The sequence below is a fragment of the Sphingomonas ginsenosidivorax genome (genome assembly GCF_007995065.1).
GTDB classification, from domain to species: Bacteria; Pseudomonadota; Alphaproteobacteria; order Sphingomonadales; family Sphingomonadaceae; genus Sphingomonas; species Sphingomonas ginsenosidivorax.
On record NZ_VOQR01000001.1, the window covers coordinates 3903605 to 3916175 of the forward strand.

Annotated in this window: 9 protein-coding genes; all 9 read right to left on the bottom strand. The window is 67.5% G+C overall.

The window, feature by feature from the left end:
* Positions 1–3: 3 nt before the first annotated feature.
* The 9 genes from bglB to FSB78_RS18010 all read right to left on the bottom strand — a co-directional run bounded on the left by bglB (position 4) and on the right by FSB78_RS18010 (position 12491).
* The gene (bglB, locus tag FSB78_RS17970) at positions 4–1119 is read right to left on the bottom strand and encodes a beta-galactosidase BglB (RefSeq protein ID WP_147083896.1); all 1116 of its coding nucleotides are present in this window, start codon (positions 1117–1119) and stop codon (positions 4–6) included.
* The gene (locus FSB78_RS17975) at positions 1120–2346 is read right to left on the bottom strand and encodes a glycosyl hydrolase 53 family protein (RefSeq protein WP_147083897.1); all 1227 of its coding nucleotides are present in this window, start codon (positions 2344–2346) and stop codon (positions 1120–1122) included. It lies immediately after the preceding gene.
* On the bottom strand, positions 2343–5348 hold the full coding sequence (locus FSB78_RS17980) for a glycoside hydrolase family 35 protein (protein WP_242008384.1): 3006 nt from the start codon (positions 5346–5348) through the stop codon (positions 2343–2345). Before FSB78_RS17980 ends, FSB78_RS17975 begins: the two co-directional genes overlap by 4 nt.
* A 5-nt stretch (positions 5349–5353) precedes the next feature.
* The gene (locus FSB78_RS17985; RefSeq protein WP_147083899.1) at positions 5354–5668 is read right to left on the bottom strand and encodes an L-rhamnose mutarotase; all 315 of its coding nucleotides are present in this window, start codon (positions 5666–5668) and stop codon (positions 5354–5356) included.
* A 266-nt stretch (positions 5669–5934) separates the two neighbouring features.
* The gene (locus FSB78_RS17990) at positions 5935–6699 is read right to left on the bottom strand and encodes an L-rhamnose 1-dehydrogenase Lra1 (RefSeq protein ID WP_277872735.1); all 765 of its coding nucleotides are present in this window, start codon (positions 6697–6699) and stop codon (positions 5935–5937) included.
* A gap of 30 nt (positions 6700–6729) precedes the next feature.
* A complete protein-coding gene (locus FSB78_RS17995; protein WP_199743220.1) occupies positions 6730–7533 on the bottom strand; it encodes an IclR family transcriptional regulator in 804 nt (267 codons plus the stop codon).
* A 55-nt stretch (positions 7534–7588) separates the two neighbouring features.
* Positions 7589–9943: a glycoside hydrolase family 2 TIM barrel-domain containing protein gene (locus FSB78_RS18000; protein WP_147083902.1), complete on the bottom strand. Its 2355-nt coding sequence runs from the start codon at positions 9941–9943 to the stop codon at positions 7589–7591.
* On the bottom strand, positions 9943–11247 hold the full coding sequence (locus FSB78_RS18005) for an oligogalacturonate lyase family protein (protein WP_242008385.1): 1305 nt from the start codon (positions 11245–11247) through the stop codon (positions 9943–9945). The genes FSB78_RS18000 and FSB78_RS18005 overlap by 1 nt, the downstream gene beginning before the upstream one ends.
* Before the next feature lie 17 nt (positions 11248–11264).
* Complete coding sequence (locus FSB78_RS18010) at positions 11265–12491, bottom strand: rhamnogalacturonan acetylesterase (RefSeq protein ID WP_242008386.1); 1227 nt, start codon at positions 12489–12491, stop codon at positions 11265–11267.
* Positions 12492–12571 lie beyond the last annotated feature (80 nt).

Genomic DNA, 12571 nt, shown 5'->3' on the forward strand with positions numbered 1-12571 from the left:
GGGTCAGATGTACGACCGCAGGAATTCGCCGAGCGCGACCATGGCGAGGCTCTGGCCGTACGGCATCGAGGTCAGGCGGATGTCCTTGTAGAACTGCATCGTGTCGCCCATCGCGGTGCCGAAGCTGGTCTGCTGCAGCTCGCCGGCCTCGTCGATATTGGCGAGCACGCCGCGGACCGCCTTGATCCCGACCGCCTCATAGTGACGCGGCAGATAGCCCTTCCGCACGCCCTTCAGGATCCCGTAAGCGAAGCCCGCGGTCGCGGACGCCTCGAGATAGCTGGTCGGGTCGACGATCAGCGTGTGCCACAGGCCGGTCTCGGCATCCTGTGTCTCGGCAAGCGTCTTTACCTGGGCGGCGAGCGTGTCGATCAGGAAGGTGCGGAACGCATCGCCCTGCGGCAGATCGAGGATCTCGATGATCTCGGGGATCGCGATCGTCACCCAGCAATTGCCGCGCGCCCACAGCGCTTCCGCAAAGTTGTGGCGGCCGTTGAAGTCCCAGCCGTGGAACCAGAGCCCGGTCTTCTTGTCGAACAGATATTTGATATGGACGAGGAACTGGCGCTTGGCCTCCTCGACATAATGCGGCCGGTTCAGCAGCAGGCCGATCTTGGCGAGCGGCAGCACCGACATCATCAGCGTGTCGTCCCACATCTCGCCGGGATTTTCGTCGTTGAAGACGATGTGCTGGAAGCCGCCTTCCTCGGTCTTGGGCAGGCCATCGGGCGCCATCAGCCACTCGGCCCAGGTGTCGAGATAGGGCACGTAGCGCGGGTCCGGCTCGTGCTCGTAGAGATAGGCGAGCGTGATGAACGGCGCCATCGTGTTGATGTTCTTGGTCGGCGTACCCTCGGCGAAGCGATCCTCGAACCACTGCTTGATGATCGCGAGCGCGGCCTGGTCGCCGGTCTGCTCGTAATAGCGCCACATCCCGAACAGGCCGACGCCGTGGGTCCATTCCCAGCCGGCCCAACCCTTGGTGTCGATGATGCGCCCGTCTTCGAGGTGCAGCAGGAACTCGCCGGTCTCGTCCTTGATGTTGACGAGGTTGTCCATCAGCTTGGCGATCGCGTGCGTGACCTCCGCGCGGGGAATGTCGTGGGTGAGGGCAGCCAATTATCGTCTCCTGGTGAGGTGGTAGTCGCGCGCCATGGCTTGATAGAGCGCGCGGAATTTCGGGTCGGCGTCGTAGCGGCCGCCGTGACCGGTCGGCGGCGTGACGCCGTTCGATGCGGGCGTTCCGGCGGGCGGCTTGAGCGGCGGTACTGCACCTGGCGCCTCGGCGGCGTTGACGCCCTGCGAGAGCAGATCGGGCTTCGCGCCTTCGCCGGCGTTGCGGCCGTCGCGGTTGAAGATCGCTTCCTGGTGCCGCGTCGGCTCCCAGATATAGCTACCCCAGCCATGCGGCTGCGCGTGGACGAGGTCGTTGACGTAGCGTTTGCGCGACGAATATTCGAGCGCGACGAAGCCCAGGTCCGGATAGGCCTTGGTGAATTCGGCGAAGGTGCGCGCCCAGTCGCCCTGCGCCTGCTGCTGGTAGCAGGAGAAGCCGACGCCATCGACGCGGACGCCGCGCTGGATGAGGTTGTCGGTCCAGTATTTGACGATCGGCCAGTGCCGCCCGAGATGGTTGTGGACGATCACCTGTGCGCCTGGCACCGCTTCGCGCGCGCCGGCGATGCCGGCCTTTAGCAGTGCCGCGAACCGATCATAGCCGCCCGCGCCGGGCACGTTCATGTGCACCGCGTCGGTCTGCGGATTGCCCGTCGCGATCGTCAACGGCACGCGACCGTCGGGCCAGAGCATGCCGAACGTCGTCTCGTTGCCGATCACGACCAGGTCGGGCGCGACGCCAGCGCGCGCCATTGCGGACAGCGTGTCGACGCTGTGGCGATGGACCGCCTCGACAAGTTGCGGAAACGGCAGCTTCGCCCAGGCCGCGGGCTTGTCCTGATGCTGCGGATCGGCCCAGTCGTCGGAGTAATGCAGCGTCAGCGACAGATGGAACCCCGCCGCCTTAATCCGTTTTGCAAAGGCGATCGTCCGCGGCAGGTCGCACCACGGGCTGCCCGGCTTCTGCCGCGAATAGCCGTTCTGCGGCGCGACGAAGAGCCGGAGCTTCATCGCGTTGAACCCGAAATCGTGCAGGATCAGCAGCGGATCCTTGCGCACGCCATCCTCGTAATAGGTCGCGCCCGCGGCCTCGTCTTCGGGGATCCACGAGACATCCGCGCCGAGCAGATAGGGGGAGCGCCGGTCGTCCGCCGCCGCGCCCGCGCCGCGCGTAAGCGAGAGCAGCCACGCCGCGCCCGCGCTTTGGCCGAGACCACGGCGCGTGATCATGGCTTCGGCCCCTTCAGCTCGGACGGAAGCGTTGGTGCGGCGACCATCGTCACCGGCGCGCCGCCGCTGACATTGCGCAGCGTTACCAGCTTGACCGCCTCGAGCGTATCGCCCGGTGCGCCGTCCGAGGTGACCGCGAGCGCGACACGGTTGGTGCCGCGGTGGTTCAGGATACCCTCCGGGATCGGGAATACGCGCTGCGGCCCGACATGCGCGACGAACTGGCCCATGTTCCAGCCGTTGACGAACATCGACACGCGGTACTGCGCGACCGATCGCGGCTTCGTCGTGTCGCCGAAGGCAAGGCCGATCGTAGCGTCCTGGCCCTTGGGTACCGCGAGGTCGAAACCGGTGCGGTACCAGGTCGTGCCCGCGGTCGCGGTCGCGGCGGGCAGCATCGCCGCCGCCCAGCGCCGGTCGTCGAACCCGGGCAGGTACCAGCCCGCGCGCTCGCCGAACTGGCCGCCATTGTTGGCGGGCCCACGGACCGGATCGGCGAGGTCCTCGCCGCCCTGCTTGCCCTGGATCTTCCACGCGATCGGCACGCCGAAGCTGCGCCCGCCCGGTGCCGCGACCGATACCGAGATCAGCCCGCGCGCTTCCTTGTGGAAATCGTCGGCGTCGAGGTCCCAGTTGTGGCCGTTGTTGCGTACGGTGACGCTCAGCACATGCTCGCCGGGGGTTTGCGCGGCGGCGGGAAGAGCGAAGTTCGCGAGTGCGGTGGTGATCGGGCGGGGGAGGCCGACCGGCAATTCGTGCTGGCCGATGAACTTGCCGTCGAGCCAGACCTGCAGCATCCCCGCGCCACCGCCGCCGTAAAACAGCGCGATCGACTTGGCGTCGGGCGTGCCGGTGAAGCGGCCGCGATACCAGACGTCGCCGTCGTGGAAGCCGTAGGAGTCCATGCCGAGATTGGGCTGGCCGTCGGGCCGCGCGGTAATGCTGCCGCTCGCGCGCGTGTCGACCGCCTGCCAGCGTGAATCGTCGAACGCGGGGTCCGCTTCGGGCGACCCCTTTGCCATCCGCCAGCCAGTCAGCGCGGGCAGTGTGACCGCGGCGGGACCCGGCAGCGTGCCGGTACGGCTGCCAAGCACGGAGGAGGTGAGCGTGACGGGCGCGCCGTTCCAGCGCACCATTTTGGACGAGGCGGGCGCCCAGATTTCGATCGGCGTTTGCGCATCGGTATCGCCGGTCAGCGCGAGCGTGCCGCTGGTCGCGGTCGCGTGGCGGAGCAGCGCCGGACCGCGCACCAAGGCGCTGCCGTCGCGCCAGTAGCGGACCGCCTCGTCCTCGTCGGCGAGGATCAGCGTTGCCGCGGGACGGCCGCCGCCCTCGATCCGGACTACCGCGCGGCCCTGGTGCGCGTAGCCGAGCTTCAGGTCGCCTTTCGCTGCATCGAACGCGCTCGTCACGGTGCCTTCGAGCAATGTGACCTTGGGTGCGCTGGTGTAGCGCAACACGGTCTCGCCGGGCTCGCCCGCGCGGCCGTAGAGCAGCATCAGGTCGCTGCCGTCGATCGTCAGCGCGCTCTGCAGCTCGGAGGTCGAATAGACCAGCCGCTGCTTGCCGAGCGTGACGCCCGCGACCAGCCATTTCGCGTCATAGCCGTTGAGTCGCATGGGGAAGCTGTACCGCCCGTCGGGCAGGTCCGCGGCGATCGTGAAGCTGTCGTCGGTCCGCCCGTTCGACGGCTTGTGCGTCACCATCAGGAAGCGCGCGTCGCTCTCGGGGTTCTTGTTGTGGTACACCTGCACATTGGGCGACGAGACCTGCACCGCGCCCGCCGGCACCATGCCTGCAAGATCGGGAACGGTCGCGATCAGCCCGCCGAGCTGCTTCATCTCCTGCGCCTTGGGCCGGATGCCGCGGTCCTCGGAGATCGCCGAGCCGTAATCATAGCTGGTGAACACCACCGGACCCGGCAGCCAGCCCCAGCTGGTGCCGCCATAGCCCATATAGACGCTGTGGATGTCGATTCCGTTGGCGAGGTTGGTGCCGTAGAACACGCGCTGGAACCGCTTGCCGCGCTGGATCGCGTTGCATTCGTAGCCGCCGTTCGATCCCCAATAATCGAACCAGCCGCCGCCGAATTCGGCGAGGAAGCCCGGCGTGTTAGGCGAGGCGGACGCGCCGCCCTTCGCGCCACCGGGGCCGTAAAAGCCCCAGTCGGGCGCCGCCGAGCCGCGCGTCGGCTTGCCCTCGACGGTGCAGGTGCCGCCGGGATAGCCGTCGAACGCGTAGAGGTCGTTCGGCCCCTTCACGACGTTCTGGATAGTCGAGCTCTCGGGCACCCAATAGCCGTTGCGGCCCTGGTCGTTGTGGAAGATCGGCACGGTGATGCCGTCGGCGCGGGCCTTGGCGTAGAGGTGATCCATGTAGCGGCGCTGCGCGGGCGTCGTCAGCGCCAGCTCGTTCTCGATCTGGTGCAGGATGACGGTGCCCTTGCGGCCCTTGGCATCGGCGTTGATCTGGTGGCGCGCGATGATCGCGTCGATCTTCGTCAGCCACTCGTCCGCCGCTGCCATATACGCGGGATCGTCGGTGCGGGCGCGGCCGCGCTGGTTGACCAGCCAGCCGGGGAAGCCGCCGCGCGACAGCTCGGCGTTCACATACGGCCCGGCGCGGGTCATGACGTAGAGCCCTTCCTCCTCCGCCATCTGCAGCACGCGGTCGACGTCGCGGACGCCGGTGAAGTCGTACACACCCTGTTTCGGGCTATGGTATCCCCAGTCGAAATAGATCGCGACGGTGTTGAACCCGCTCGCCTTCAGCTTCTGCAGGATGTCGCGCCATAGGTCGGGGCTGGGCAGGCGGAACGGGTGGAATTCCGCCGACCAGATCACCTGCCGCTTGCCGTCGATCATCAGCGAGCGCGCATCGTACGACACCCGGCCGAACGTCTTCACGGGCGCGGACAGGTTCTGCGTCGGCGACGCGACCTGCGCCTGCGCGGGGACGCTCAGGACGGAGGACAGCAACGCGGCGGTGAACAGGCGGACCACCGCGATCAATCCTGGTGGAACAGCATGGGCAGCGGCCATTCCCTGGGCCGGTTGTCGGGTTCGACCTCCATCAGCGGCGCCATATGGTCCCACCAGCGCTTCATCACCGGATGGTGCGGCAGCGCCTCGCGCGTGTTCGGCTCGCGCAGTTTAAGCACCGCGAACAGCGACAGCGTGTCCTCATCGAGGAAGATCGAATAGTCATGGATGCCGCTGTCGGTCAGCAGCGCAGTGAGCTCGGGCCAGATCTCGTCGTGGCGCTTGCGATACTCGTCGATCACACCGGGCTTCAGCTGCATCTTGAATGCATGGATCGTCATCCCGGCTCTCCCATACCCATTATGTGGTATTTACCTGTATTATTTGGTACAGGTGTGAATGGCCGTCGTCAAATCCTAACCGTGTGCTTCGGCGTGGTATTGCGTCCGGGTCAGCCGATGTCGCGCGGGGGCGGTTGCGCGCCAAGCCTCCCCCCTTTCCCTCAGTCCGTCACCCCAGCGGCGGGGCCTCGTGCAGCTATGTCACGCGCTAGCCACGGGAGATCCCAGCCTTCGCTGGGATGACGGACCAGCGCAGACGGATCGCCTTATTGCAGGTTCACATAGGCCCCGCCGTCGACCAGCAGCGACGCGCCGGTGACGTAGTTGGAAAGGTCGGAGGCGAGGAAGACCGTCGGGCCGACCAGATCGTCGGGCTGGCCGAGCCGGCCGAGCGGGATGCGGCCTTCCATGTACGTCCGCTTGCCCTGGTCGGCGAGATCTTCCTTGTTGATGTCGGTGAGGATCGTGCCGGGGAACAGCGAGTTGCAGCGGATGCCGTACTTGCCGAGCGCGATGGCGACCGACTGCATCAGCGAATGCAGCCCCGCCTTGGTCGGCGTGTAGTGCGTCTGGTATTCGCCGCCGACGAGCGCCGAAATCGACGACATCGCGATGATCGAGCCGCCATCGCCTTGCTTGACCATCTGGTTGGCGGCCGCCTGCACCATGAAATAGGCGCCGTGGAGGTTGACCTGCATGGTCCGCTCGAACGTCTCGACCGGCATGTCGAGGAAGGCGTGGAACGGGCAGATGCCGGCATTGTTGACGAACACGTCGACGCGGCCGAGCGCCTCGGTCGCGCGCGACACGAAGTCCTTGGCGGTGGCGGGATCGGCGACGTCGCCCTGGATCGCGATACCCTTGCGACCGAGCGCCTCGATCTCGGCTACGGCGCTTTCCGCGCCTGCCACGTCGCGGGCGAAGTTCAATGCGACATCGGCGCCGTGGCGCGCGCAGCCGATCGCGACGGCGCGGCCGATACCAGCGGACGCGCCGGTGACGAGCACGGTTTTACCTTCGAGCAACATGATAGTCTCCTTGGAAATCGGGTCGGCGCGGGGTCAGCGCGGGGTCGGCTCGTGGCCGAGTTCGCGGCTGATCGCGGCGGCGGTGTCGCGGACCTCGTCGGTCAGCGCGGTCATGCGGTCGTCGCTCATATATTGCGCCGCGCTCGACACGCTGATCGCGCCGACGATCTTCCCCGCGGCGTCGCGGATCGGGGCGGACACGCAGCGCACCTGATCCTCGTTCTCCTCGAGATCGAACGCGCGGCCGCACGCGGCATAGCCTTGCATCCGATCGAACCAGAGCACGGGATCGACCTTGAACGCGCTGGCGGCCTGCTCGGTGGCGAAGCGGTCCTTCCAGTAGCTCGGGCTGTGATCGAGCATCAGCGCCTTGCCGAGACCCGTCGAGGTGAGCGGCTGGCGATCGCCGACGCGGCTCGAGATGGTGATGCGCCGGCGGCCGGGCACCTTGTCGAGATAGAGCGCGGCGTCGCCGTCGAGGATGCCGAGATGCACCGTATCCTCGGTCGAGGCGGACAGGTCCTCAAGATAGGGCCGCGCGACCTGCACGAGATCGGCCTGTGCCTGCGCGAGCGTGCCGAGCAGCAACAGCTTGGGCCCCAGCCGGTAACCGGCGCGCGGGGTGAAGGCGAGATAGCCGCGATCGACCAGCGCGCTCAGCAGGCGATGCGTCGTACTCTTGGTCAGGTCGAGCTTGGTGGCGAGTTCGCTGAGCGTCAGCACCTCGTGGCTTACCGCCTCGATCAGGTCGAGCCCGCGCATGAGCGTCTGGCTGCCCGCGCCGACTGCGCTACCGGCGGTTTCGGGCTGTTCGGCAGTGGCCGTGGATGTCGTCATGCCCATATCCTAGAGCCGCGGTCTGCATGCTGGCAATCGGCGATTGCGCGACGGGTCATGGCGTCACCGTCAGCGTCACGGTCCCGGGCTTCAATCCCGGCGCGGTGACGCGGATGGCGACGGGGGCAGTGCCCGCGTCCGCACGCACCATCAGCAGCGCGCGGCCGTCCTGCGCCTTGCGGGTCGGGCTGGTAAACGCGGTGTGGTCGGTGATGCTGCCATTGTCGAACGCGGCAAGCGTGCCGTGCGTCACGCTCGCTGTCAGCGCGGGGGCGGCATCGGGGACGACGACGCCCTTCGCATCGACCACCGCGACTTCGACGAAGCCGACTGCGTCGAAGCCGTGCCCGATTGTCCGCTGCGTCGGGGTCAGGCGGACCGCGGCGGGGACGCCGGCGGTGGTGAGTGCGTCGCGCGCGACGACCGTCTTCCCGTCATAGGCGACGGCGCGGATCGTGCCGGGGACGAACGGCACCGTCCATTGGCGCGCGCGGTCGTCGGCATTGCGTGGCTTGCGGCCGAGCGAGCGGCCGTCGACGAGCAGCTCGACCTCGGGCGCGTTGCTGTAGACCTCGACCGTCTCGTCATGCGCCGCGCGGTCGGCGGGGGACCAGTCGGCGAGCGCGCCGGGACCCTTGGGCTGCGGCACCGCGATCCCGACCATCGTCGGCATCTCGCTGACGTCGACGACCTTGGTGACGCGACGCGCGATCCTGACCATCGGTTTGGTCGACCACCAGCTCTGCCGCTCCCAGCCGATCGGCTTCACCGCGTCGATGCGGTCTACCAAGCCCGAAGGATTGCTGATCGCGGGCCAGCCGATCCGGTCCGCTTCCCCCAGATAATCGGCGCCGGTCCACAGGAACATGCCCGAATAGGCGGGGTCGTCGCGCACCACGAGCCAGCTCTCGCGATTCTTGCTGTTCTCGGTGCCGATGATGATCCGGCTCGGCATGTCGGCATGCGCCTTGGCCAGTTCGGTCTCGCGGTAGTTCTGGCCGACCACGTCGAGCATGTCGGCGGTGCCGTTCTGATAGTCGTGCGTGGTGTTGGGGCGGAACAGCGCCATCGTCACCGGCCGTGTCGGGTCCTCCTCGTGGAAGATCGCCTTCAGCCGCGCGATGATCGACTGCGTCACGATCGGATAGGCGGTGTCGTGGATCTCGTTCCCGATCGACCAGATCGCGACGCTTGGATGGTTGCGGTCGCGGCGCACGAACGCGCGCGCGTCGATCGACGACCAGTCGGTGAAGAACAGGTGATAGTCCTGCGGGTTCTTGCCGACGGTCCACATGTCGAACGGCTCGTCCATCACGATCAGCCCGAGCCGGTCGCACAGATCGAGGAATTCGGGCGGGAACGGATTGTGCGCGGTGCGGATCGCGTTGACGCCCAGCGCCATCAGCCCGCGCAGGCGGCGTTCGTAGAAGGCGAGCGGCGTCGCATTGCCGAACGCGCCGCCATCGGCATGGATCGCGACTCCCTTCAACTTCACGTTGCGGCCGTTGAGCCAGAATCCGGTCGCCGCCTTGAACGTCGCGTCGCGGATGCCGAAGCGGACCTGCTCGTCGTCGAGCGACCCGCCGTCGGTGGCGAGCACGCGGACCCGCGCGGTGTAGAGCGCGGGATCGGCGATGTCCCAGCGGCGGGGGCGGGGGACGGTGAGCGTCACGCTGCCCGCGCTCGCCCGGCCGGCGGGGACTGACAGCGCCGCGCTCTCGCCGTGCGCCGCGACCTTGCCATCCGGCGCGACCAGGTCGACCGCGATGCGCGCGTCGGCGGGTGCGGTGGACTGGTTGAGGATGCTGGTGTCGACGGTCACGGTTGCCGACGCATCGGTGATCGCGGTCGTGCGGACGACGGTCGCATCGGCATCGAGATGCACCGGATCGGTGACGACCAGCCGGACATGGCGGGTGATGCCGCTCCCCGCATACCAGCGCGACGCCGGCTGGCTGGCGGTGTCCGCGCGGACCGAGAGGACGTTGTCGCCGTCGCGCAGGAATTGCGTCAGCTCGTAGCGCAGCGGCAGCGAGCCGTTCGGGCGATAGCCGAGGTGCATGCCATTGAGCCACACGCCCGACCGCTCCATCACGCCGTCGAACTCGACGAACACGCGGCGCCCGCGCCAGGCGGCGGGCATGGCCAGATGCTTGCGGTACCAGGCGATTCCGGTCGGCAGGAAGGCGCCCGATCCGGTTGCCGCGGCCTTCTCGTCGAACGGCCCGGCGATCGCCCAGTCGTGCGGCAGCTCGACGCGCTGCCATGCGGCATCCGCGAGCGCCGGCGTCTCGGCATCCTTCACGTCGCCCTTCGCGAACAGCCACCCGCTGTCGAACGACGTCGTCTCGCGCGGCGCGGCGTGCGCGGTGCCTGCCATCAGCAGCGCGGCGAAAGCCAGCGCGCGCATCACGACGCGGCCTTCGCGACTTCGGCGGCGTAGATCGCGGTCTTGCCCTCGATATTGGCGCGGAAGATCAGCCATTTGCCGTCGGGCGAGAAGCGTGCGTTGGGCTCCAGCTTGTAATCCTGTTTGGCGAAGTCGACGATCTTCTCCTGGTCCATCCGGCCCGACGCGATCAGGCTGGCGGCGTTCTCCGCACGGATGCCGGCGACGTCGGGGATCGTCTGCGGCTTGAACAGGTACAGCCATTTCGCATCGGGTGCGCGCGCGACCATCTCGCTGTCCGCCCCGTCGCCGAGAAAGGTCTTCTGGTCGGCCGACAGGTTGTAGTGCACCGACCATTGGTTGCGCTCGAGATAATATTGCGTGCGCTTGCCGGTCCCGACCTCATAGCCGGCGAGCCAAAAACTCTCGCCGCGCGGGCGCTGCAGGTCGTACCAGATCGTCTTGCCGTCGGGGGACCAGAATTCGTGCCCCGCAATCTCCATGTTCATCGTGCGCGCATGGACCTTGGTCATCTGCGTGCCGTCGGTGCGGATCGTCCAGATCCGGTCGACCTTGTGCCACGGTCCTTCGTGGCAATACATCAGCAGCGTCGGGTCGGTCGGCGAGAATTGCAGGTGGTTGAGCCAGTCGGTCGCCTTCAGCACCGTCCGCCTGGCGCCGGTCTTCACGTCGACCGTGTAGATCTCCATCGGGATGCGCGCGTCGAGCCGCTGGTTGAGGCGATATTCCTTCGCATCGGCATAGGTCATCGGCCGGCCATCGGGCCAGTTCGCGGCATAGGGCGTGAGCCCGCCGACCGAGGGGCCGGCACCCGGCTGCAGCGGCATGTCGCGCGACGCGACCTGGCCTGCGAGCAACGTCTCGTCGGCGTTGATCGTGTCGATCTGGCTGCCCTTGGGCACCTTCGCGATCAACCGCACCGCGCCGCTGTCGATGTCGGCGGCATAGATGGTCACCGGTCCGGTCGGATCGCCCGCGGGCCGTTCGGAGAAATAGGCGGTGCGTGTCTTGTGCCCCGCGAACAGCAGCTTCAGCCCCGGCCGCTTGAGCAGCGGCGTGACCTTCCAGCTCGTCATGTCGAGCCGCGAAATGCCGTCCGCGGTCTGGAAGATCATCGTGTCGCCATTGGGCGTATAGGCGTTGTAGTTGAAATACAGCGCGTAATTGCCCGGCGCGTCGGACACGAGATGGATGCGGTGGCCGGTCTTCGCATCGACCCAGTCCGTGCGGTCGGCGGCAATCGCGGGGGTCGCGGCGGCGACGAGCGCGAGCGGTACGGCGCCCCAGGCGGCGAATGCGCGCATGCGGATTTCTCTCTTCATCAATTGCCGTCCGGTTTGACGTAAGGTTGTGCCGCGCTCGCGGTTAGGCGAAAGGTCGCCGGGTCGGGCGGCCGGCCGGGATCGAACGTGCCGAGATCGTCGCGCAGGTGCCCCGCGAGCGGCAGCTTCGCCGCGGCGATTTCCGCCGCGACCGCGCGTGCGAGCACCCAGGCGCCGTAATTGTCGTGATGCGTCGCATCCTTGCCGCCGTCGCTGAACGCGAGCGGCGCGCGCTCGGGGCCGAGCGCTTCGTAGACGCGGATGCTGGCGGCGTTGAGGTCGATGACCGGCACCTTCTCCGCCGCGCCGACCGCGCGGACCGCGGCGGCATAGTCAGCGAGCGTCGGCGTGATCTTCGCGCCGTTCCAGTTGCGCCGCTCGGGCGAGTTGACCAGAATCGGCGTCACCCCGCGGCGGCGGAACTCGGCGATGAAGGTGCGCAGATAGTCGCGATAGGTGGTCTCGGCGGCGGCATAGGTCTGCGGCCACTGCGCCTTCTGGTCGTTGTGGCCGAACTGGATCATCGCGACATCGCCGGGCTTTACGAGCTCGAGCACCTTGGCGAAGCGCAGCTCGGAGATGAACGACTTCATCGTCTCGCCGCTCTCGGCGTGGTTGGCGATGGCGATATCGGGCTTGAAGAACGCGGTGAGCATCTGCCCCCAGCTCGCGCCGGGCTCGGTCGGCTGATCGGTGACGGTCGAATCGCCGAGCAGGAAGACGGTCGGCACGGTGACGGGCTCGATCCGGATCGCGGTGACGCCGGGGGTCGCGCCGAGGATTTCGAGCGTCAGCCTGTCGTCCCAGGTGAACGCGGTCTTCTCGCGCGGCTTGAGCAGCACGCTGGCGCCGCCCGGTGCGTTGAGCGGCGGGGGGACCAGTGCGGCATCGCGGACGTTGACGATGAAGTCGCGTTTGACGCGGCGCCCGGCGGGGACTTTCACCGCGTCGAGCATCAGCCGGCGGTTCTCGGCCTTGATCGTGGTCTCGGTCGCGGTCCTGGGCAGGCCGAGTGTGACCGTGACCCGGTAGTTGCCGGGGGCTGCGCGGACCGAGAAGAGCGTCGGTCGGCCCGGCTCATAGCCATGATCCCCGTTATAGATCTGGTCGCGTGGCACGGTCGTGCCGCCGGTTTTGCCCGGCCCGAAGGCAAAGCTGCGGACCTGCGCGACGGCGGGGGTGGCCAGCAGCGATGCGAGCGCGAATCCCGTGATTGCCCGCTTCACGATGCGAGTCCCATCATCCTACTCCTCGACATTGTGCCGTATTATGCGACGTCATCTTATAAATAGAGACTTTCGTCGAG